Origin of the sequence: Enterococcus durans (assembly GCF_002277935.1) — a bacterium.
Classification (GTDB): Bacteria; Bacillota; Bacilli; order Lactobacillales; family Enterococcaceae; genus Enterococcus_B; species Enterococcus_B durans.
The window spans coordinates 956,520-979,886 of the sequence record NZ_CP022930.1; the positions used below are offsets into that span (position 1 = coordinate 956,520).

Consider the following 23,367-nt stretch of genomic DNA (forward strand, 5'->3'; position numbering starts at 1 on the left):
AGAATTTTCTGAAATTTCTGCTTGACAGTGGGATGACCCTCCGCTATACTTGAGAAAATTCAAATTGTGGAGGGCTTTTTTATGAAAATAAAAATCAACCAACTAACACCAACACAACTGAATAACTTTTACTTTAGCTACTTTAGATAGGTTTGTATTCATGATTGATCGTGGGTGCAAACGTTAAACGACAGTTTGTATCTATGATGGCTAAAGCACTTTGTACTGCACAAGAGGCCACGTAGACATTACGCTAAGTGGCTGAGCGAAAGAGTGCAAAGTATTTACTTACTTTCATATATTTCGATGACCGATCCATTTAGACGTTTTGTCTAAATGGATTTTTTGTTTTCAAATTTAAGGAGGAAAAACAAATGAAAAAGAAATTAATGATCGGATTAGGAACAGCTTTACTACTCGCACTTGCAGGATGTGGTTCATCAGGGAACTCTTCTGAAAAAGCAGATAACACAAAAACAATCGGCGTCTTACAACTTGTACAACACAATTCACTAGATGCTGCTTATAAAGGTTTCAAAGAAGGATTGAAAGAAAACGGCTATAAAGAAGGCGATAATCTAACCATCGACTATCAAAATGCTCAAAATAATCAAGATAACTTGAAGAGCATGAGCGAAAAACTAGTCAAAGACGATCCAGACTTGCTTTTAGGGATTGCAACTCCCGCAGCACAATCACTTTTAAATGAAACAACAACGATACCAATCACAGTGACAGCCGTGACAGACTTAGAACAAGCACATTTAGTCTCCTCTAATGAAAAACCTGGCGGAAATGTGACAGGAACAACTGACATGGTACCGATCGACAAACAGATCGATTTATTACTAAGCATCGTGCCTGATGCAAAAACAATCGGGATCATGTACAACAATGGTGAAGCAAACTCTAAGATCCAAGGCGATCTAGCTGAAAAAGCACTGAAAAAAGCAGGCGTGAAAGTCAAAGTATTAACAGCAAATACAACAAACGATGTCCAACAAGTAACAAAAAGTTTAGCAAAAGACGTTGATGGTATCTATATCCCTACTGACAATACCTTTGCAAGTGCAGCCAGTGTCGTCGGTGAAGTAGCAAAAGAAACGAAAACACCGATCGTTGCAGGTTCTGTTGATCAAGTCAAAGATGGTGGTTTAGCAACAGTTGGGATCGACTATGAAAAATTAGGGAAACAAACAGGCGCAATGGCTGCAAAAATCTTAGATGGTAAAAAACCAAGTGAACTTCCTGTCGAATCTGCAGATGATCTTTCATTGTATGTAAACGAAGAAATGGCAAAAGCCATCGGGATCGATCCATCAACGATCAAATCTGCTGAATAGACCTATAGGAGGACAATCATGACAAATCTCATCTCAATTTTTTTATCATCCGCTTCGCAAGGGGTCCTATGGGCACTCCTTGCTATCGGAGTATTCTTAACCTTTCGTATTTTAGATATCGCTGACTTGACTGCTGAAGGAAGTTTCCCGCTAGGTGCTGGGATTGCCGCAATGAGTATAACAAAAGGCATCCATCCAGTCCTTGCTTGTCTTTTAGGTTTTTTAGGAGGAGCTGCAGCGGGACTTGTCTCCGGATTACTTCACACGAAACTTAAAATCCCCGCTTTATTAGCTGGGATCATTACAATGACTGGTCTATATTCTGTTACTTCTCGAGTGATGGGTGCTCCTAATATCTCGTTGTTGGGACAAAAGACTGTTTTTGACTGGGTCCAATCTTATGGCATGACAAAAGAAAATGCTGTTTTGATCGTTGGCTTGATCTTTGCTTTGATCGTGGTGGCTTTGCTCGTCCTTTTCCTACGAACAGAGACGGGTCTTGCTATTCGTGCAACGGGAGATAACTTAGCCATGAGTGAAGCAAATGGGATCAACACAGATAATATGAAAATCATTGGCTATATGATCTCAAACGGTTGTATCGCTCTATCTGGTTCTTTGTTAGCCCAAAACAATGGCTTCGCAGATCTAAACTCAGGGATCGGTACGATCGTCATCGGTTTGGCATCGATCATTATTGCTGAGGTACTATTTAGAAATCAATCCTTGCTATTCCGTTTACTGACAATCATCTTGGGGGCCGTGATCTACCGCTTTATCCTGGCATTAGTATTTGAATTGAACGTACAACCAAGCGATTCAAAATTAGCTTCTGCACTTGTACTCGTTATCTGTCTATCATTCCCTCAGATCCAACAGAAATTAAAATTACCAACACGTACCAAAGCAAAAGGAGGTAAATAAAAATGACTGATGTATTAACGCTAGAAAACCTTCATCATACCTTCGAAAAAGGAACAATCAACGAGAACCATGTCCTTAAAGGGATCAATCTATCCTTGAAGCCTGGTGACTTCGTAACGATCATCGGTGGGAACGGAGCGGGTAAATCTACTCTTTTAAACAGTATTGCCGGTTCCTTTTCTGTAGATCAAGGGCGTGTGTTGCTAAATGGGAAAGACTTGACTAAAAAATCAGTCGTGGCACGTTCAAAAGACATCAGCCGCGTGTTCCAAGATCCTAAATTAGGCACTGCTGTCCGTTTAACTGTCGAAGAAAATTTGGCGTTAGCCATGAAACGTGGAAAAAAACGAGGCTTCTTCCGCGGAGTCAAACCTCAGGATCGTACATTTTTCAAAGAACAATTAGCCCGTTTGAATCTGGGACTTGAAGATCGACTAACAACTGAAATCGGCTTGCTTTCTGGTGGACAACGCCAAGCGATCACTCTACTGATGGCAACACTCCAAAGGCCTGAACTGATTTTATTGGATGAACATACAGCTGCTCTTGATCCTGCCACTTCAAAAACAGTCATGGAATTGACTGAAAAACTGATTGGCGAACAACATTTGACAGCATTCATGGTCACACATGATATGGAGGATGCCATTCGGTATGGGAATCGCCTGATCATGTTACACCAAGGAAATATCGTAGTAGACATCCATGAAGCAGAAAAACAACAATTAACTGTTTCTCAACTCTTGGATATGTTCAAACAAAATAGCGGAACAGCATTGAAAGACGATCAAGTATTACTCTCTTGATCCTTTCTGAATAAATACGTCAATTTAGCTTAGATCATTCTTTTTTTCGATTTTGCTAAATTGACGTATTTTTTTTAATAAAATCCATTTGATTAAATTTCAACGAGTTTGTTGAAGTTATTATTTTGTTCTTTTTCACTTATTGATACAATGAACTGAAAAGGAGTGATCATGATGGCGACAAAAGAGAAAGTCCTACAATTATTGAAGGATTCATCCGAGTTCCTTTCTGGAGAAAAAATTGCCCAACAATTACAAGTTTCCCGTACGAGTATCTGGAAAGCGATCAAAGAATTAGAAAAAGCAGGCTATCAATTTGAGCATCAAGCAAAAGGGTACCGCTATCTCCCTTCTGATGTTTTGGACGCCCAAGAAATCAGCCAAGCACTACACTATTTCGCCCCTGATTTAAAAGTACAGGTCCTAAAGCAATCTGAATCAACGATGAAAGATGCAAAACTAATCGCTACCCAACACCAGATGGATCCGGTTTTATTGGTAGCAGATACACAAGAACAGGCGCACGGTCGTTTTGGTCGACCTTTTTTTGCGGAGCCTGGCCAAGGAATCTACATGAGTCTTTTGCTACATCCAAATCAACGGTTTGATGAGTTACCTCAATATACGATCATCGCTGCCAGTGCGTGTATAAAAGCGATCCAAGAATTAACCGGCAAGTCTGCATCAATCAAATGGGTCAACGATATTTATTTAAATGGCAAAAAAATCAGCGGTATTCTTTCAGAGGCCGTGAGTGATATGGAATCTGGCGAAATCAGTTCAGTGATTATTGGGATCGGGATGAATTTCTCCATTCCTCAAGCACATTTTCCTGAGGCAATCCAAAACAAAGCTTCTTCTCTATTTGCAGATGGAAACAAGACCACTACACGTAATGAAATGATCAGTCAAATCTGGCAAAATTTCTTTACTTATCTTTCAGATTCAAGTGATGCTTATTTAAATCTCTATCGAGAAAGATCGTTTGTGTTAGGTAAAAAAGTCAGCTTTACACAAAAAGGGATTTCTTACACAGGTATCGCTAGAAAAATCGGGGAGCATGGCGAATTGATCGTTGAGACCCCACAGGGAACCTTGTCTCTTTCCTCCGGTGAAATCAGCCTTTCTGCGATCGAATCGATCTAGAAAAAAACAGCTATTAGTAGATCAACTATTCACATAGTGACATTAAAAAGCCCGTCTATCACAGAAATCCATGTTGGAAACTTCTGTGATAGACGGCTTTTTCTCAATGGTGGTTGCTTTTATATGAGCTCGTTGTTTACCCTCCCTAGTCTCCAACTCACGAGTAAAACTGAAGACTGGTGTTTATGTGCGATTGTTTTACTAACAAACTACAATAAATATACTATGTGCTCTTGACTACCATAATTACTAGACGTACTGTAAGAAAACTACCTACCCCAATTACAGATAATTTTCTACTAACTGAAATTCTACCGCCAATAAAAGTTGGTCAACAAGTGAATCTGTTTAAAAAAAATCTCCCCAAAATCTAGCCATAGGTATATTACCCCATTTTATTTATACATGTGTCAACTTCCGAAATCGTTTCCGTTCAAAAAAAGATAACGTATATAAAATATTCAAACCATCCTCTATACAACAATATTTTTTGCTTTTTCAGCCCCCCTTTTTTTCTTTCATTGCTTCTATCATTATAATAAATGATAATTAGATGAACTTGTTATTTTGTACAGTATTACAACATTTTTATTCAGTTTTTTCTCAAGAAAGACATTCTTTTTTCCTATAAAATTTTAGCTGGTTCGATGCTAAATACTCAATATTCAAATTGAATTTTTTGACCACTACACAACGGATCAAAAATTTATCAGCTGTAGTTAACGTTCTTTGACATTCTTTTTCAATGTCGTTGAAAGAAAAATAACTCTTTTTTGTTAAAAGCTGAGTCAAAATCTCATTTACATCTACTCTTGATAAATCAGTCGCTAGTTGTTTCCTCAAAAAAATCTTCCTTTCTTACAGTGGTTTGGTAATTGAAACTATAGCATGAATCTTTTTTACCACTAGAACAAGAATTTTTAAAAAAAGGAAAGAACGTTTTTTCCTTGTCTGAACATTTCCAAAAGAAGAAATTTCTGGCGTACGATTCTTTACCATCAATGTTAGAGTTAAGTCAACAATTATGACAAAGGAGTACCTAATTATGGCTAGGATCACAAATATGTTGAAAGATAGCATTCCCTCGAAAGAAAATGAGCAAGACAAAGGAACATCAGAAAAAAGCGCAAAAATCGAACAAAACGAAGCGTTTAAAGATGCGTATGCTCTGGAAGAAAAACAACAAGAACTTGCAAAGTTGAGTCAAAAAATTTCACGTTCAAATCATGTACCAATGCAAGTACTACCTGTAGTAAAAGGATGGATCACCCTCGCATTTACCATCATGACGATTTTGAAGGCACAGAAAATCGAACAAGAGTTAAAAGCGCAAAAACAAGCTCCAGCAAAGCTTGAAAATGAAAAAGGAGAAGTATATCAAAAAAATATATCTAATCTTGAAAAAGAAATAACCAAAGTTTCAAAAAATTTACCCAATCAGTTAAAGAATCATTCGGAGATCAAACCGCATATCGCAAATCTTTTGCAAGAAGTAGCGAGGCACCCATCGGAAATAACTAATACTAAACAAAATGCAGTTATCAGTGAGAAAAGAGTCCCTCTACATACGTTCAATCAAGTAAAAAAACAAGCGATAACTTCATCTAATCAGCAAACCAGCCAAAACCACCGATCAGCTATCACACGAACTACAGATCAGTCCTTAACAAAATAGCCATTGGCTTCTTCTGGCTGTGAAACATGCTTGAAATAACTCCCACTATTTTAAGCATGTTTGTTTCTTTTTTTATTTTATAGAGCATAAGTTATTCTACGGTCGTATCCATCAGCTAAGGATTCGACAAAAAAGTTGCTGAGTATAACTAAAAAAGAAATCCTTTTAGTCAGCTCAACAACTTTTTAACAATTTATTTAATTGGATTTGACGATGTGTAGCGATCGCTTACGCACAAAACATTTCCCCCAAAACATTTTATGTGTACTGGCTTCTTCTGTCCCTCCTTTTTAAACAAATTGATGCTTGATTTTATCTCAAAAAATAGCCACTTGATCACTGCTTTTATCACTTTTCACACAAAATTCACGTATCAAATGTTACCAATAAATAATAGACTTGCATCTAGTATTAGCATACTTGCTAATCAAACAATGGGAGAAACTTTTTTTCCCTAAAAAGAAAAAAATGGCTGGGACGAAAGAAACTCCTTCGGAAATAAGCCCACATTCACAAAAATTTGAAAAGCAATTTTCGTGAATGTCTTCTTATTTCTCGGAGTTAAACACTTCTGTCCCAACCACTGTATCAAATCGTCCTTAATTTTCTCGCTCTAAGATCAAGCTCGTGAGCGACAGTAAATTTTCCTTCGTTCCAAATAGATTATCTGGTAGTTTATTGATTTCATTTAATGCTTTTTTGGTATATTTTCCAGCTAATCCTTTGGCTTTTTCTACCCCTTTTGCTTCTGCGACTAGTGTTCGAACTTTCTCTATTTCCTCAGAAGTCAACTTGTCTTTTTTATCAAGATATGAGATAAGTTCTGCCTTTTTATCCGTTTGTAACGCATAGATCAACGGTAGTGAATATACGCCTTGACGCATATCTTCTAGTACTGGCTTACCAATTTCATCACTGCTTTTAGTATAGTCTAAAATATCATCAATGATTTGAAAAGCCATCCCGATCGCTAAACCGATCGTACCAGCTTTTTTCGCAAACCGTTCAGTTGTCCCACTTTCATAAGCGCCTATCGAACAGCTCAACTGAAATAGTTCAGCTGTTTTACCAGAAATATTTTCTAAATATTCCTCAACCGTTAGATGATAATTATAACGATCATCCATTTGGCCTAACTCTCCATCTAATATTTTTTCCATACTGCGAGAATTTGTCTGCAGACTTTTAAGGGAAGTAGAATAATTAGAAAGTAATTTAAAACAACACACAAATAAATAGTCTCCCGCATAGACGGCTACCGTATTCCCAAAATTGCCCCGAATATTTTTCTTTCCGCGTCGCATGTTTGCTTCATCGACGATATCGTCATGGATCAGCGTAGCCGTATGAAGCATTTCGATCGAAGCAGCTAACGCAATTGCTTTATCTCGATCGTTCTCAGCACCAAATTGAGAAAACAATAATTGGTATGCAGGCCGTAATAATTTGCCACCAGCATGGATCGTTTCTTTAATTGCTTGTTCAACTGGTTTATTTTTTAAGCGGATGACATCTTCCATTTTCTTCAACGTTTCTGTTAACTCGTCTTTTAAACCGGGATAGCCCTCCCACATTGGATGTAACTTCATAAAAAAACTCCTTGCATAGCGATTATTTTTCTAAAAAAACGGACTGCCATTTGTCTTTCTTTTTTAACTCATATTCTTTTTGGAATTTTTGAAGGGTTCGTACATGGCGCAACAAGTAATTTGCGGCAATTCCAATAGCGATACCTGATAAGATGCCTAAAAAAGATAAAATTGGTAAATAAAGCATAACCGTCCAAGATTGGGCAATAAAAGAGGCTGTAACGAGCTGCCCCACATTATGCATAAATCCACCTGTTGCACTGATACCAATAATGCTGACTCTTTTTGGTCCTAGTTTTTTGACTAGTAACATCCCGAAATAACTAAGTAGTGCGCCACTCATACTATACAGAAAAGTAGAGATTGTTCCACCTAATAACGTCGTTAAAAACAAACGGAGCCACAGGAGCAAAAAACTATCTCGTTTGTTCATCGTAAAGATCGCTACGATCGTAATCAAATTTGCTAGACCTAATTTGGCTCCAGGTGCAAAAGAAAACGGATAAGGAATCATGTTTTCAATCAGTCCAATGATCACGCCCTGTGCTACTAAAAGAGAGATATAAATCATTTTTTGTAATTTTGTCATGGTGTGAATAGCCTAATAAATCAGACTGTCTTCGTCACTCCCATCTGTTGATCGCACTTCGATCACTAATTTATGTGGTAAACATACGATTGTCTCCCCATTTTTTGATGCCCATCCTCTTCTCACACAAATCTGATCATCACAATCTGCTTCCTTGATCCGAATTTTATCTCCGGCAATTTCGATCAGATTGTAATCACCATGGGAATCTTTGTATGTGTACGTATATGTTTCACTCCCCACGCTTAGTGGAAAGGTTTTGATTTCTGTTCCATCTACCCGCAGCACTGCTTCTTTTTCAGGTGCAGCGTTTGCTTGCTGGTAACTAAAAATGATAACTGGTAAAAAAGAAAGAGCAACCAAAAGAATGATAATGAAGATATCCCAAGGTTTGAGTAAACTTTTCTTGATAAATTCTTTCATTTTTTGTACGCATCCTCCTCTGCCCTTTTTCACTGACCCAATTTTAGCACGGAATAAAAGAAAGTCCTAGGTATCCCTAGAACTTTCCTTCAATCAACCATTACTTTAAACTTTTTCTGTTCAAGCTCTATATTGCATGCTATTTTGAGCCATATTGGGATTTGGGTTTCCCATACCACCAATTTCCTAATGTTTTTTGCAACCATGGAATTACCCAGCGATCAAGTCCGATTGCTCGTCCTGAACCATTCATCAACGCGAAGGCCACAAAGATAAACCAGATGTTTACCCAGTAAAACATTCCTGATAAACAGAACGTGATGACCAACACAATCGTTGTTGCACTACATAACCAAGTGAATAAGCCAGCAATCAATGCTAATGCCAACGCAATTTCAAAGAAAACCATGAATTTTTGGAAGAACATTGCTACATCGTTATTCGGCATGATGACTTGCATCATTTTTGTAAACCAAGCAGGTGATTTGTCGATCACAGCCATTGGTTCTTCTCCATAAGCATAGCTTAGACCAAAATGTGCAGCTTGTGTTGCTGCTTCCCCAGCACCACTTGATGCAGCACCGCTAGCAGCTGTTGTTGCATCTCCGGCAGCTGATGCGCCACTTGCAACATCCGTCACATTATATTCCCATGTCCAAGGGAAGACGCTGTTACCAGTGAACCATGATCCCTCACCGAACCATGTACCTGGTTTCAATACTTCACCGTTACCAACGATTTTCTTGAATGCTTCTATAAACCAAACTAGTCCATAGAAAATACGTAGCGGTACACTCCATAGTACATTCCCATAGCGTGAAGAATGACCACGTGTCACATTTCGGTCATCTTTGATATGGAAGAATTCATGCATTAGATATTGGAACATATAGTATCCAGAGCGAATATCAAAGAAATATTTTAAGTTGACGATATGTTTCATGACGATTGCTAGGAAACCACTCAAATGGATCTTGTTAAATAGGTTCGCAACCCCCCATTTAGCGCCAACTGAGACCATGAAACCTTGATAATTCCCTTTAAACTTGTGTTTCTCGCCACCTTTGATCGAAGCCACGATATTTGTAGCAGCCGTATGCCCTGTCTGTTCAGCCGCTTGAACGATTTGCGGTGTCGGTGTTCCAGGGAATTCTTCATAGAAAACCAAGTCCCCGATGATATAGATATTTTTATCTTCATAGCCTTTTGCTTGCATGTACTCGTTGGCAATCAGACGTTGTCCGCGAGCCAATTCTAATCCAAAATCAGCTGCATCAGATGTACCTTTTACACCAGCTGTCCAAATCAAAGTGTGTGTTGGAATCTGACGACCATCTTTTAATTTGATATGATCATTTGCTACCTCAACGATTGGGGAATTCAACAATAATTCTACTTGATGTTTCTTCAAGTAACGTTCCGCTTTGGCCCCATCGTTACGATCTAACATATTCAAAATCGTTGGCATTGCTTCTACGACCATCAAAGTGATTTCGCTTGGATCTAATTTGTAGTCTTTTGCTAAACGTTTTTTCCAGTCAATTAATTCACCAATCATTTCGATTCCGGTAAAACCTGAACCACATACTACAAACGTCAACATGGCGCGACGTAGTTCATCATTTGGCTCTAATGCTGCTTTGGCAACTGTTCGCTCGATATGTTCACGAATCTTCACCGAATCTTCGAATGACCATAACGTAAAGCCATTTTCTTTTACACCAGGTGTACCAAAGTCATTTGGTTCGCCACCCATCCCTAAGATCAATTGGTCAAATGGATAAGAACCTAATTTTGTTTTAACGATTTTTTGTTCTTTATCGATACCGATTACCGTGTCTGTCACTAATTGAACATTTTTTTGTCGTGCAAATAAGTGCTGTAAATCATATTGAATTGCTTGTGGTTCAACTCGTCCGCCTGCAACTTCGTGAAGTTCTGTCATCATCGTGTGGTACGAATGACGATCAATCAACGTGATTGTCACATCTTCTTTTTTCAGTTTTTTTGCCAAGTACTTTGTAGCTGATACTCCGGCATAACCTGCACCTACAACGACAATATTTTGCTTTGCCATTGATCATCCGCTCCTTATTAAACCATTTATTTGAAATTTATAATAACTATTTTAGTTTGATACCTATTACACAATCTCCATACATTATATAGATGTTATGTTCTTTTGTCTAATTCCTTTTCGATTTTTTTGAATTTTTATTATTAAGCGTTTTTTTCACGAAATTTACAGAAAGAAAACGGTTGTAAGATTATAATAGTTATTTGCTTAAAATGGTTGACTTATAGCTAATATCTATTAGAATGTATAATGAATCACAAAGAAAATTGTGGACTAAAAAAGGAAATGGTGGGATTTAAAAATGAAGAACAAACGTTTTGTTACTGGATTTGCAGTTTTAGCATTTTCAGCTTTAGTGTTAGGTGCTTGTGGTGCAGATGACAATGGAAGCTCAAACAGCTCAAGTTCATCTGAAGCTTCAACAGCACAAACTTCTGAAAGCGCAACAACTGAAAGTTCAGCAAAAGTTGTCGCTGGTGGCGAGTTGAAAGATGGCACATATAAATTGGAAGAAAAAAATTACTCTAATGGCTACCGCGCAGTTTTTGAAATGGTCGTAAAAGATGGTAAGATCACTGAGTCTAAATATGACAACATCAACGAAAAAGGCGACTCAAAAACAAAAGATGCAGAATACAATAAAAATATGGATGCAAAAGCTGGCACTAGTCCAGAAAAATTCATCCCAGAATTAAACGAACAATTCGTGAAAGCTCAAAGCGCTGGCGGTGTTGAAGTAGTCACTGGTGCTACTCACTCTTCAGAAAGCTTCCAAAACTATGCACAACAATTGATCCAAGCAGCTCAAGCTGGTAACACAGATACGATTGAAATCGACAATGGTGCTGACTTGAAAGACGGTACTTACAAATTAGAAGAAAAGAACTACTCTAACGGCTACCGCGTACAATTCGAAATGACTGTAGCTGGCGGTAAAGTAACGGATTCTAAATTTGATTACATCGACAAAGATGGCAAATCAAAACAAGATGACACAGAATACAACGAAAATATGAAAGCGAAAAGTGGTACTGAACCTAAAACTTACATCCCTACACTTAACGACGAACTTGTCAAAGCAATGGGCGAAGAAGATGGTTCACCTGCTGACGTAGAAGTAGTTACTGGTGCTACTCACAGCTCACATTCATTCATTATGTACGCACAACAATTAGTGAATGCAGCTGAAAAAGGCGATACACAAACAATCGAAGTTGACAACATCGTAACAAAATAATCAACTAGAAATAAATGTGGAAGAAGCTGTCTCAACAATAGTTTTTTTCTGAAATCCAAGCCGAGATATCCGAAATTTTCTTTGAAAAATTTTTGTGATATTTCGGCTTATTTCTGAAAGAATATTTTTTGTTTTGCTATACCCTTCTTGCCACTGATGAAATGAGGAAACACATGTTAAAGAAACGCTTACTCCCTATCGTCGCTTTGCTATGCCTATTGACGTTAGCTGGTTGTAGTACTTCAGCGAATAAAGCCACAACAACAAGTACTACGACAAATAAAATATTAAAAGATCCTTATTCAGATGAACAATTCCTATTAGGTACGTATGTCCGGATCCGTGTCTACGATGAAGGAAAAGAAGCTGCTTTAAAACCAGCTTTTGATCGAGTAAAAGAGTTGGGTGATAAAATCACGATCAACCAACCAGGTTCAGAAATCGATGAAGTCAATCAGCAAGCTGGTATCAAGCCGGTGAAAGTTTCTGATGATGTCTATGGGTTATTGAAGAAAGCCTATGAATACAGCGAAGATTCCCAAGGTGGTTTTGATATGGCGATCGGTGCTATCACTCAGCTGTGGCGTATTGGTTTTGATGATGCAAGAAAACCTTCTCAAGAAGAAATCGACCAAGCATTGAAATTAGTCGACTACCATAAAATCGAATTGAACGATCAAGACAAGACTGTCTATCTCAAAGAAAAAGGGATGATCATTGACCTTGGAGCGATCGCTAAAGGATACATCACAGATGAAGTAGTGAAAGTACTGAAAAAACAAGGTGTGACGACAGCGATCGTTGACTTAGGTGGAAATGTTTATGTTCTAGGTCATAGTCCTAGAGGGAAAGATCAAGACTGGACAGTCGGTATCCAAGACCCTAATCTAGCACGCGGATCTGTATTAGGAACAATCGAAGAACGGAATAAAACACTCATTACATCTGGTATCTATGAACGCTACTTAGAAGTAGACGGTAAAAAGTACCATCATTTATTTGATCCTAAAACTGGTTATCCTTTTGATAATGACATCGCAAGCGTCACGATCATCACAGATAAATCAATTGATGGTGATGGCTTATCAACGGCTGTCTTTTCAATGGGTGTGAAAAAGGGTCTTGAATACGTTGAAAGTGAATTGAACAATGGTACTGAAGCGATTTTTGTCACAAAAGAAGATAAAGTATACGTGACAGATCCAATCAAAGATACATTTAAACTGGATAAAGACTCAAAATATACGATGGGCGATCGCTCAGAACTGAAATAAGGAGCAAGAAACATGACACTAAAAATCTTTTTAGAAGTAGTCGAACTACGGACTAAGGTAGCTAGTGTATTTCCTTTTGCGATAGGGGTTTTATTCTCTATCGCTTTTTTTCATGAGATACATTGGTTGAACACCGTATTATTTTTTATCGGTATGCTCGTCTTTGATTTGGCGACAACAGCTATCAACAATTATATGGACTACGAAAAAGCCCATTCCGCTGTTTATAAATACGAAGAAAATGTGATCGGACGTACAGGGACTTCCCCCAAGTTGGTTCGCAATATGATTTTAGGAATGATCCTTTTTGTTCTGATCATCGGTCTCATTCTAACTGCTAAAACGGGGCTCCTTCTATTGTTGATGGGGGCGGCTTGCTGTTTCATCGGTATCTTTTATACATTTGGTCCGATTCCTTTATCTCGTATGCCGTTAGGTGAGATTTTCAGTGGTGTAACAATGGGGCTAGGAATCTTTGCCATGGTCGTCTATGTCAACACGCACAATACAAACGTATTTGATTTGTCCCTTTCACTTGCTACTGGACACTTTAGCTTAGAAGGCAATCTATGGGCAGTCTTAGCGATCTTTTTGGCTTCCCTTCCACTGATATTCACGATCGCTAACATCATGTTAGCGAACAATCTACGTGACTTAGACCGTGACATTGAAAACCACCGGTATACACTAGTCTTTTATATCGGTCGGCCAGTGGGCATCGTTTTGTTCCAACTCTTGATGTATGCTTGCTATCTTGTCATCTTATTAGGGTTGTTCAGCCGCGTGTATCAGTTGCCGATAATCGTAACCTTCTTTACCTTGCCAAAAGTCTATAAAAATTTGCAGGCTTTTAAACAAACTCTGCCACAACCCGTTAGTTTCAGCTACTCCATTAAAAATATGGTCCTCTTCAATAGTAGCTACGTGGTAGGCTTATTGTTGACGATCTTATTCCAATCTCTTTAAAATAAACCCATTTTAATCAAAGAAAATTTGGAACAAATCTAAAAATCAGGTTTGCTACAGACGCACAAATAAACGGCGTCCAAAAGTCAGGCTTTTCGGAAATTTCGAAAAAAAAGAGCATGAGACAAAAGTAAGAAATACTTTTGTCTCATGCTCTAAAAATGAATAAATGGTGGGGATACAACTCCACGAAATAAGAAGTTACACACTTCTACCGTGATTTCTCATCTACTTTTTGTTTACAAATCGTACAAGTCACCCGATTTGTCCTTTGATCGTCGTTTTTCGTTTGCTCCCTAACGTCCTGTATTGATAGTAGGTATAGACGTACGGCGCTGTGGTAAAGCTCGGCTTACCTCTTTCGCCTTGTTATTGTTGATGGCAGATATCTTTCTAGCATGGGTCGTTAGTTCAGAAAGTGGCTTATATTTTTTTGGTACATTATTTTGTAACATTTGTGCATGTGCCGGTTTTGCAATCGTATTGTTTATTTGGAGTTTTTCTGTGCGTGCTGGAATAGCCTTGGAATCCTTCACTGCTGTTCCCAATTCTCTGGTACCCCGGTCACGAGTTACTGTGTTATTCCTTAATACGGCATTACGAATAACCCTTGGCAACAAAGGTAAAACAAATTTTGCACCTTTCATCAGTAGCTGATTGAATTTATTCATTGCATGTTGAAAGGGATTGATTACTCTTTCTCGACTAGTTGCTTTGGATAAAAGAGGCATCTCTCTTTTTTTGATTAGTGCCTTTGATTCTTTTCCCATTAGTTTTTGTGCAGGTTGTTTTTTGTCTAATACTTGTTTCATCGTCTGATTTGGTTGTTTAGTGACTTGACGATTTTTACGCCACTGATTCAATTGTTGAACCCCGGTTTTTGCTTTACTTGTTAGGCTTACGATACCGTTTTTGATTTTTTGGGGTATTTTCTTTTTAAAAAAATACACAGTAAGCTTCAACGCCAACTTGGCAATACCTAAGTACCCCTTTAACATGACCTGTTGGGTTTTGTCTACTTCTTTATCCTCCATCTATCCTCACCCCTTAACTTTTTCGGTAATTATCACTTTGTTTCCATCTTTATCAACCGTTTCAGTGGTTTTCTTCACTGTATCTGATCGCGTGGTGCCATCTTGCGTAGGTGTGACCGCTGCATAACTTTTTTCAAAGGTAGTGATCCAGTCAAAAGTACCTGGGTTCCCCAATAAAATATACTTAGAGCCTTCTTCCTTGATTTTAAAGACTACATCTTGTTTCTGGTCATGACTATCCGTTCGACTCATGACAAAAACTGCACTGGACTGTTCATAGTCAATCGAGACGATTCTATATTTATAAGTGACTTCTTCCTCTTTTTTGCCTTGCTCGATTTTTTTTTGAATAAATTCATCGTCTTTGAATGTCAACGTGAATGTCCGTTTATCTGTTTTGTTTTCCCATTCCTCTTGTTGCAAGATGTCCATCCACATTTGTGAGACAACTTGCTGAGCCGCTTCTGCTTGTTCAGAAATCTCTGTTTCCATTTTTTCTTTGACTTCTTCATTTGGATACAGATAGATTTCTTCTTTATCTTCTTTTAAGTACATGACTGTACTACCCATTTTCGTTTGCAACTTGAATTTTTTTGTTTTCCCCTCTTTATCCTCCAGTACCATGACCCCATTATCAATCAAATGATAGGTACCTTTAGATAACCAACCAGAGGCTTGATACGTGCCATCCGTTTTTAATTCAATCGTCATCTCATCTGTTCGATTGGAATACCATTTGCCACTGTAAGGTGTCGCATCGTATTGCCCTCTGACTTCACTGCTTTCTTGCGTTTTTTCAACGTTATCTTCATTTGTCGAGGCTGGCTCAGGTTCTTTCGTCATGAACGCATAAATGATAGCGCCAATGACCACGACTACAAATACGGCAAAACCTGCAGCGATCCGTTTTCCTGCTTTTGTCTCCAAAAAATTATTGATCATACGTGTGCCTTTCTAAAAATAAAGTTCTTCTTTACTTAATAGAAAATAACTCACCTCCTTTAATGTGTATCTGATGCTTCTACTTGATTAGTTCAAGTTAATTTGGCTAAGGGATACCATATCCGGAAATAGCCATATTATCTAGCGCATAGGTTCTACGGCGAACAAGATTATTGGAATTTCCTTCAATGACTTGTACGATATTTCCACCGGAATATTCAACAATCCCCACGTGATCTTTTCCTGTTTTTTTACCTTTCCAATCAAAGAAAATCAAGTCACCTGCTTGTGGGATATAATCCGCAGTTGGTTCTTGGAATTTACGATTATCTTGGTACCATTTCATCATCAATAATGGACTTGGTGTATTCAGCACGCGTCCTTGATCTAGATAGCCAGCCTGACTAGCGACCCAAGAAACAAAGATCGCGGACCATTCGATGCGTTTATCAAAGCCACCCCATTGCCAATATTTATCCCCATTCGGTGTACCTAATTCCTTTTTAGCTACCTCAACTAGTTTACCGATGTCAGCAGAAATGTTATATGTGACAAGTTGCGGATAAAACATATTGCCAAAGGTGTAACGCCAATTGTAGCCAAGATCCAAAGCAACGGTACTATTATAAGATACAGTCTCACCTTGACTCTTCTCTTGCGCGTACAGGCGACTATGGTCAAAGGAGTAACGTCCTCTTATACGAATCAGGTCATCTAAGTAGGCTTCCCCATAGCTATAGGCCTGTAATGCCGCCATTTCTCCTAATTGATTTGACTGCGTCTTTTTCAATAATCTGGCAAAGTATTTTACGCCTTTTTCAATGGATTCAGTTGGGCTATATACTGCACCACCTACTGAGTACGCTTTATTTATCCCCATGATATCTGAGAAACGTTCGCTATCCCCACCTGTTTCGACCCAGATAATGGATAGGATCGTGTTTACATAAGAACCAATATTGTTTTTTATCGCTTCTTCATACACTTTGTCGCGCCATTGTACGACTTTTTCTGGTGGATTAAACAATTCACCTCTTAACCCGCCGCTGTTACTGGAATAGGCTAAATTCGTATCACTGGCAAAGACTAGATTATCGATAAAAATTGCAGGATAGATGTCAGGGTCTGCATGCAATAAACGATATTCTTCCATCGCAATCAGCAGATTCCCGCCAAAAGTATTCCTTGTATAGCCGATCAAATCCCCTGCTTTCAAATCCTGATCTTCTCTTACTACAGGGTCCACATTGATATAAAACGCATAGTAGTCTCCTGTGTCCGTTTTGATACTTCGTGTTTCAACCATTTTCCCATCGCGATCTTGTGCACTATACGTTCGATTGATTCCATCTACTTCTTCATCTGTGGTGGCATAAACTGGTGAACCAGGTTCCGCATCCAACATGATCTCAATATTCAATTTGTCTTCGTCTCTTCCCCGATAGCCATAGTTTTCAACAACTGGACTATAGGTATTTTTACCTAATGGATTATCCATGAAGATTTTTGATTCAAAACGATCCAACTCCATGATTGGATAATATTTATCAACTTCATCTTCGTCGAAGGCATCGACAGTCCCAACTAAGGCATAGTTGCTTTCCTCCTCTAAAATTCCTTCTTTAAAGCCATAGATCTCAACTTCCGGCTGAGAGTCAAGCATTTCATTCAATGTCTGGACCTCGATTTTCACTGTAGCGACATCTTTTACTTCTACTTTGGTTTCAGTCTTCTCCTCCCCTGTTTCTTTATCGATCGTCACTGTCGTTGTTTCGATTTCTTTGTCTTTTTCAATGACCGTCTCATAGTTATACGTCATGTCATGGATTGCATGGATCTCATGCTTCACTCGATTGATCTTGATTGGTAGTTCTGACGATGGATGTGGGGTATCTTTAAATTGAACATGTGCTACCTTTGAAGCTGGCAACTCTGTGCCAGTGTTTTCAGCTAGACGCTTGATATAGACATTCACTGCCCGTTCCTCGATATCGTAATCCTCATATTTTGCATTGAGATAATAGATATAATTATCGCCATTTGACACGACAGAAAATTTCTCAGGATCAGAAGCAATGTTATTCACTTCAAAATAGACTTCGTCATATTCAGGATTATCCACCAACTGATTGTAGCGTTCATAGACTTCTTTATTTTTACTGGCATCTAACCAGGTAACATACTCATAGGCTTCTGTAATCATCATTGATTCTGTTTTAACAACAAACAAACCTACGATGAATGCCCAAATCGCCATGACAACCGCAATGATCGTCATGATGATTTCTAAAATAACAATGATGATGATCAACTTCAACAAAATGGGCACGAGAAGTACCAACATCAAGATCATCCCAATAATGTTCAAATTCCCCTCACTGTCACGGCCAAATTTATCAATGACCATTTCTTTGAAGTAGTTTTTTGCACCTCTTTTTGGAGAAACTTGTTTCTTTAACTGGTCGTTGACCTTTTGCTTCTTGTTTCTTTTTTTATAGGTTTGTTTTTTGCCGGAAGCACGCACATATTTTTGTGCGTATTGCTGATTGCGGAGGTGTCTCCGATTCGAAAACAGCTTTTTTTTCCTTTGAGAAGTTCCTTGAACTTGTTCCTTGTCTTGCTTCTTTTTCCCAGTTTCTTGATATTGCTTGTGTGCCGTTCGTTGCTTCGTTTCTTTTTTCGCTATGATATGCTGCGTATCTATTTTTTTCTTTTTTTTCAGAATTAGTTGTTGTTTACGGTCTTGCTTTTGCCGAACACTCTGGACAGTGGGTTTTTGTTTTTTTACAAGTACCCGACCATCTATCTGTTTTTTATTGTTGATCAGCGCTCGGGCTTTTATTGCTTTTTTCTGTTGGATCTTTTGCGTATTGACCTTTTTTACGTCATTGGACAATTTACTGTTGCGGTCGATCGTCTTCTGATATTTCTCACTTTTTTTCAGATAAATTTTTTGCTGTTTCTTTCGCTCTTCTCTGGTGCTGGCGTTTAGATTCCTAAAAAGCCGTTTGTTTCTGCTCCCTTGCGCCTGTATCATTTTTTTATGCTTTAAATTCTTTGAGCGTCTGATTGGCGAACTTGTCAGTGGTGCGTTGCCTTTTTTGGCTTGCTGTTGTCTTCGGAGCATCATTCTGATTTTTGCTCGTTTGCTTCGTGATACAGTCGATTGGTTTTTCCGAATGATTACAGCCTTGCGATGTTTGCTTTTACTAGTGGTGATTTTCTCATTTTTTGAAACATTTTTTTCTTTTTTGGTGGATGTAATATTCTTTGCTGTCTCTAAGCGATCAATGATCTTATCGTTTTTCTTTTCATTTCCTTTTTGGTTTTCTTGTTCATTCAAATCGGGCACTATGACGTATCCTTTCTGATTTCATTCTTTTTATGTTTCACCCGGCTTCGTCGACATCATCTTATAGAGTTTCGTATCTTTAGGAAAATGATCATAAAAAGGCAACGTTGTATCGCCAAAAACCATCAAACCGTAACCTTCTGGAGAGTTGACAACAAATTTTTCTTGTTCCTCGGAAATATCAAATAATCGAACTAACTGCGTACGGTCAGATTTTGCTTGATTCAGCATCATGACGAAATCGCTATTTGAAAGCATCCGTCTTGCTAAATCTGAGAGTAATAATGTTTCCACATTCTGCGTGATACCAGTTGGAATAGCTCCCCATTTTCTGGCACGACTCCACAGTTCAAAAAAATAATTCTCAGAGTATTCATTGGTAAATAGCAACTGCATCTCATCGATATACAGCCATGTACGGACACCACGTTCTCTATTTGTCGTGATACGATTCCAGACTTGGTCTAACACGATCAGCATCCCCATTGTTTTTAATTGTTTTCCTAAATCTTTGATGTCATAAATGACTAAACACTTTGTAATATCTACATTCGTTTTTGCAGAAAAGACAGACAAACTACCTTCGATATAGATCTCCAGATCCATCACTAATTGTCTTGCTTCCTCTTCTTCTTGTTCTTTCAAAATAGTATAAAAGTCGATAAATGTCGGTGTTTGACTTCCCAATATTTCATATGTTCGTCGGCAAACTCGGTCAATCAATGTCTTTTGAGTAGAACTCAAACCAAGAGCTCCACCAATGATCAAATCAAATAAAGAAATCAAAAATTCTGATTTTAAAACGACCGGATCTGTATCATCTCCATAATTTTCATTGATATCCATTGGATTGATCGTTGTAGCAGAATCGCTAGAAATTTTGATGATTTCTCCATTGAAATTTTGACCGATCACTGAGTATTCACGTTCTGGATCAATAATGATCACTTCATCATCTGCATCTCGTAATAAAACATTCACGATTTCTCGTTTGACTGAAAAACTTTTTCCTGAACCTGGTGTTCCCAATACAAAACCGTTTGGTGCTTTCAATAGTTTTCGATCAAGGGAAAGAATATTTTTAGAGATCGCATTGACCCCATAATATTTCCCATTTTCTTGGATCAAATCGGAAATCGTGAATGGAATAAAGATCGCGGTACTCGCAGTCGACATTGTCCGATCTAAAGGAATCTGATTGATCCCTAATGGCAATGTTGCATTTAGACCAGCTTCCTGCATAAATTCTAATTCGATGATTTTAAACCCAAATTGACGCCCAATCGAATTGACTTCATCATGGATCTCCGTTAACTTTTCAACCGTATCGGCATGGAAATGGACTGTACTTGTCATTGAATACAGTTTCTGTCCTTTATTTTGCAAGTCGTCTACTAGTCCTTTAGCTTCTGTCAAAGAATAAGATAAGTCATACGACAACATCTCAAAGTCATAGCCATTTTGTAATGCTTTCTTTTGTTCATCCACTTTTTGCTGCTCCATGAAGGCCAATTTCGTTTTGACTAAATCAAAAGCCTCATCTTGTTCAAGCGGATCGATATGTAAGGTAATCACTAGTTCTCGAGGGATTTCTAGTAATTCATAGATAAAAGTATCCGATAACCCTGCTGGATACTCCTGTAAGTAAACGGTCTTTGCATAATGCTGATCGACTTTCAAATAGTTCTTATTTTCCTTCAGTTCGATCACTTCTGGTAAAATATCTTCAATTTCTGGCTGTGCCGTAGCTTTCGTCACTAATATCTCTGAAAGGATCGTCAGTAATTCCTTTTTAGGTATTCTTTTAGCCTGACTTCCTAAGCGGTTTGCAAACATCAAAAAGCGATCCGTCACCATGTCTAATTCTTTTTCTGCAAACTCGAGTTTCTGGTGATTTTGTACGAAAGTGAATAAAATTGTTTTTTTGTATCCATTTTTTTCCTCATCTAGCTTACGCGAAATAATATCATTCATCTCTGCACGATAAGAATCTAAAAAATCATTTTTTTCCTGATAATACAGAATAGATTGCAAATCTGCTAAGGGTCTTTTTTTCTTGTAGACAGTCAGTTGCAATTTTGTTTTACTGCTGAGTGAGTTCAAGAAATCACAGTATTGAGAAAAAATCTCGATCTGACTATCTTCTGAAGATAACTGGTAGTTGATGTCATTCAACTCGATGGTGACCGAATACGTCGTCTCATCGAGTCGGCAGATACCACTAGGATAGATTTCCTGAAATAAAAAAGTATCTCGCAGTAGATCCATTTCTTTAGGATCCTTCTTTGGTTTTTTTCTCTTCTTTTTTGTATCCTCCATCGTGGATTTATCCGTCTTTTTTACTGATGTGAAACCTTTTAATTTCATCATGTTTCTTGTCCGCCTAACTTGGTTTGCTCATTCTTATCTTTTGGTTCTGCTTCTTTCTTTTTTCTGACGCCTGCAGAAAGATGGTATTTAAATAAATGTTTGATATACGTTTCAAAATTCAAACCATTTCGTTTGAACCAACCAAAGGATACGATGGGGATAGAAACTAAAATCATCAGCCAACTTGTGATTTCCATCGGGATTTTCAGCCAGACGACAAAGATCAGACTAATGAGAATATTCACACCCCCAGCAATCGTCAAACACAACAATTGCTTTAGATTCATTCCTGCAATTATTTTTTCTTTATATTCTTTGATATCTTTTGGTACTTTTACTTCTATTGCCATAATTCCTCCTTGGTTACGATGCAGACAATATCGTCTTCGCCCAACCTTTTGTCTTATTGATCGAAAGTAGTAAAGCGATCATATAGATCGTCAATCCTAGTATGATCCCCCACATGCCTTCCCCTACATCCTTCATGATCCTAGCAAAAATCATTGGGTAAATGATAAGAACCAAGGCGATAAAAGTGGCTTGCAGGCCCGTGGAGGCAAAATTTTTGAAGAAGCTTTTTGTCATTGATGAAAACTCTTGACTCGGTAATGCACCCATCGGAATCGGTGCCATTGCAGAAAATATGTATAATTCTAAAAAACGTAAATAGATTGTTACTTGAATCAATACCCGTACGACTAGAGCTACTAAGAACAAGATACACATGATCAGTAAAACAACGATTTGTTCCCACCAAGACAGAGCATTTACTGCTCGTTCTACTCGCTCTGATACATCCTGTACTTTTCCACTCGCTCCTATTGCTAAAATTTTTGCTGATAAGTTTGCTGTGATAACGATGATCCCATCTAAGATATCCTGAATCCTTAAAATCACTACATAACAGATTGCAAATTTGATAAATGACTTGATGATCATCTCAAATCCAAGCATTGGAGCACCTCCTGCTCCTTCTACCTTCAAAGAAATCCGTTGGAATTCTAGAAGGATAAAAAGAGCAAGAATCGACAGTGCAAGCGGTCCTACTACAATAGTTTGCAGATCTTTTACCAGATCATATGCATCGTACATATAGGAACTTAGATTTTGTCCAAGCGTATTTTGTAAATCTTCTCCATTTAAATAGGTCATGATTTGACTGAAGATATTCATTATTGCTTTTTCCATGAATTAAACTCCTGTTCTCCAAATCAAATTATGGTACCAATGAACTAAAATCAAAGGATGAACCAAACCATCCAGCTGCTGCTAAGATCAACCCACCACCAACAATTTGCCAAATTCCTTGCTGCAATTGAGGGCCATTTTTATCTTTCAATGCTCCAGCTAGAATGATTGTCCCCCAAATAAGCCAAAGTCCTCCACCAACTAATGTGAATTTAGATACTAGATCAAATACCTGTTTCAATAAATCTGAATCGCCCATAATGTTAAATACTCCTTTATCTATGTAATTTTTTTGTGTTCCATCATTTAGTATATGCTACTTTTTTGTTATCCTTTCTCCAGTTATTTCCAAGTTGAGAAAATTTAGAACACTTCTTTATTCGATTACACTCATTCTTCATAAAAGCGAGTGTTCTCTTGCTTTTGAGTCTA

20 protein-coding genes are annotated in these 23,367 nt (G+C 38.0%); 8 read left to right on the top strand and 12 right to left on the bottom strand.

All coding sequences use genetic code 11. The features are described 5' to 3' along the window. The first annotated feature begins 374 nt into the window (after positions 1-374). The 4 genes from CJZ72_RS04615 to CJZ72_RS04630 all read left to right on the top strand — a co-directional run bounded on the left by CJZ72_RS04615 (position 375) and on the right by CJZ72_RS04630 (position 4,219). Positions 375-1,343, top strand: coding sequence for an ABC transporter substrate-binding protein (locus CJZ72_RS04615; RefSeq protein ID WP_081135136.1), 969 nt, complete (start codon positions 375-377; stop codon positions 1,341-1,343). Between the two features lie 18 nt (positions 1,344-1,361). Then, positions 1,362-2,267 (top strand): ABC transporter permease, encoded by a 906-nt coding sequence (locus CJZ72_RS04620; protein WP_081135133.1) that lies wholly within the window; start codon positions 1,362-1,364, stop codon positions 2,265-2,267. Positions 2,268-2,269: 2 nt separating this feature from the next. Then, on the top strand, positions 2,270-3,073 hold the full coding sequence (locus CJZ72_RS04625; RefSeq protein WP_081135130.1) for an ABC transporter ATP-binding protein: 804 nt from the start codon (positions 2,270-2,272) through the stop codon (positions 3,071-3,073). Positions 3,074-3,247: 174 nt separating this feature from the next. Beyond that, entirely contained in the window at positions 3,248-4,219 is a 972-nt protein-coding gene (locus tag CJZ72_RS04630) for a biotin--[acetyl-CoA-carboxylase] ligase (protein WP_081135127.1), read from the top strand. Positions 4,220-4,822: 603 nt separating this feature from the next. On the opposite strand, the gene CJZ72_RS04635 is transcribed toward CJZ72_RS04630, so the two are convergent. After that, the gene (locus tag CJZ72_RS04635; RefSeq protein ID WP_005881174.1) at positions 4,823-5,062 is read right to left on the bottom strand and encodes a hypothetical protein; all 240 of its coding nucleotides are present in this window, start codon (positions 5,060-5,062) and stop codon (positions 4,823-4,825) included. A 202-nt stretch (positions 5,063-5,264) separates the two neighbouring features. Here CJZ72_RS04635 and CJZ72_RS04640 point away from each other — a divergent pair, with 202 nt between their 5' ends. Continuing rightward, positions 5,265-5,894 carry a hypothetical protein gene (locus CJZ72_RS04640; RefSeq protein ID WP_081135123.1) on the top strand — a complete coding sequence of 210 codons (630 nt, stop codon included), beginning with the start codon at positions 5,265-5,267 and terminating at the stop codon, positions 5,892-5,894. A 599-nt stretch (positions 5,895-6,493) separates the two neighbouring features. Here CJZ72_RS04640 and CJZ72_RS04645 read toward each other — a convergent pair. The 4 genes from CJZ72_RS04645 to CJZ72_RS04660 form a co-directional block, all read right to left on the bottom strand. Further along, positions 6,494-7,483 carry a polyprenyl synthetase family protein gene (locus CJZ72_RS04645; RefSeq protein WP_005875235.1) on the bottom strand — a complete coding sequence of 330 codons (990 nt, stop codon included), beginning with the start codon at positions 7,481-7,483 and terminating at the stop codon, positions 6,494-6,496. Between the two features lie 22 nt (positions 7,484-7,505). Further along, positions 7,506-8,072: a Gx transporter family protein gene (locus tag CJZ72_RS04650; RefSeq protein WP_005875234.1), complete on the bottom strand. Its 567-nt coding sequence runs from the start codon at positions 8,070-8,072 to the stop codon at positions 7,506-7,508. Between the two features lie 12 nt (positions 8,073-8,084). Then, positions 8,085-8,495: a NusG domain II-containing protein gene (locus CJZ72_RS04655; protein ID WP_081135119.1), complete on the bottom strand. Its 411-nt coding sequence runs from the start codon at positions 8,493-8,495 to the stop codon at positions 8,085-8,087. 139 nt (positions 8,496-8,634) lie between these two features. After that, the gene (locus CJZ72_RS04660; protein WP_095443656.1) at positions 8,635-10,572 is read right to left on the bottom strand and encodes an NAD(P)/FAD-dependent oxidoreductase; all 1,938 of its coding nucleotides are present in this window, start codon (positions 10,570-10,572) and stop codon (positions 8,635-8,637) included. 301 nt (positions 10,573-10,873) lie between these two features. On the opposite strand from CJZ72_RS04660, the gene pplA reads away from it, so the two are divergent. From pplA to menA, 3 genes are all read left to right on the top strand, one after another. Then, positions 10,874-11,809, top strand: coding sequence for an extracellular electron transfer flavoprotein PplA (pplA, locus tag CJZ72_RS04665; RefSeq protein WP_081135113.1), 936 nt, complete (start codon positions 10,874-10,876; stop codon positions 11,807-11,809). A 173-nt stretch (positions 11,810-11,982) separates the two neighbouring features. Beyond that, a complete protein-coding gene (locus tag CJZ72_RS04670; RefSeq protein WP_095443657.1) occupies positions 11,983-13,083 on the top strand; it encodes an FAD:protein FMN transferase in 1,101 nt (366 codons plus the stop codon). Between the two features lie 12 nt (positions 13,084-13,095). Continuing rightward, complete coding sequence (gene menA / locus CJZ72_RS04675; protein ID WP_081135108.1) at positions 13,096-14,049, top strand: 1,4-dihydroxy-2-naphthoate polyprenyltransferase; 954 nt, start codon at positions 13,096-13,098, stop codon at positions 14,047-14,049. A gap of 296 nt (positions 14,050-14,345) precedes the next feature. Here menA and CJZ72_RS04680 read toward each other — a convergent pair whose 3' ends face one another. The 7 genes from CJZ72_RS04680 to CJZ72_RS04710 form a co-directional block, all read right to left on the bottom strand. Beyond that, complete coding sequence (locus tag CJZ72_RS04680) at positions 14,346-15,083, bottom strand: hypothetical protein (protein ID WP_095443658.1); 738 nt, start codon at positions 15,081-15,083, stop codon at positions 14,346-14,348. A gap of 6 nt (positions 15,084-15,089) precedes the next feature. After that, positions 15,090-16,025: a hypothetical protein gene (locus tag CJZ72_RS04685; RefSeq protein WP_081135101.1), complete on the bottom strand. Its 936-nt coding sequence runs from the start codon at positions 16,023-16,025 to the stop codon at positions 15,090-15,092. A gap of 106 nt (positions 16,026-16,131) precedes the next feature. Beyond that, the gene (locus CJZ72_RS04690; protein WP_095444029.1) at positions 16,132-18,432 is read right to left on the bottom strand and encodes a lysozyme family protein; all 2,301 of its coding nucleotides are present in this window, start codon (positions 18,430-18,432) and stop codon (positions 16,132-16,134) included. A 975-nt stretch (positions 18,433-19,407) separates the two neighbouring features. Then, entirely contained in the window at positions 19,408-21,747 is a 2,340-nt protein-coding gene (locus CJZ72_RS04695) for a VirB4-like conjugal transfer ATPase, CD1110 family (RefSeq protein ID WP_095443659.1), read from the bottom strand. Continuing rightward, positions 21,744-22,097: a PrgI family protein gene (locus CJZ72_RS04700; protein WP_005875212.1), complete on the bottom strand. Its 354-nt coding sequence runs from the start codon at positions 22,095-22,097 to the stop codon at positions 21,744-21,746. The genes CJZ72_RS04695 and CJZ72_RS04700 overlap by 4 nt, the downstream gene beginning before the upstream one ends. Positions 22,098-22,110: 13 nt before the next feature. Continuing rightward, a complete protein-coding gene (locus tag CJZ72_RS04705; RefSeq protein WP_081135095.1) occupies positions 22,111-22,935 on the bottom strand; it encodes a type IV secretion system protein in 825 nt (274 codons plus the stop codon). Between the two features lie 28 nt (positions 22,936-22,963). Next, positions 22,964-23,194 carry a hypothetical protein gene (locus tag CJZ72_RS04710; RefSeq protein ID WP_081135092.1) on the bottom strand — a complete coding sequence of 77 codons (231 nt, stop codon included), beginning with the start codon at positions 23,192-23,194 and terminating at the stop codon, positions 22,964-22,966. Positions 23,195-23,367: the final 173 nt, after the last annotated feature.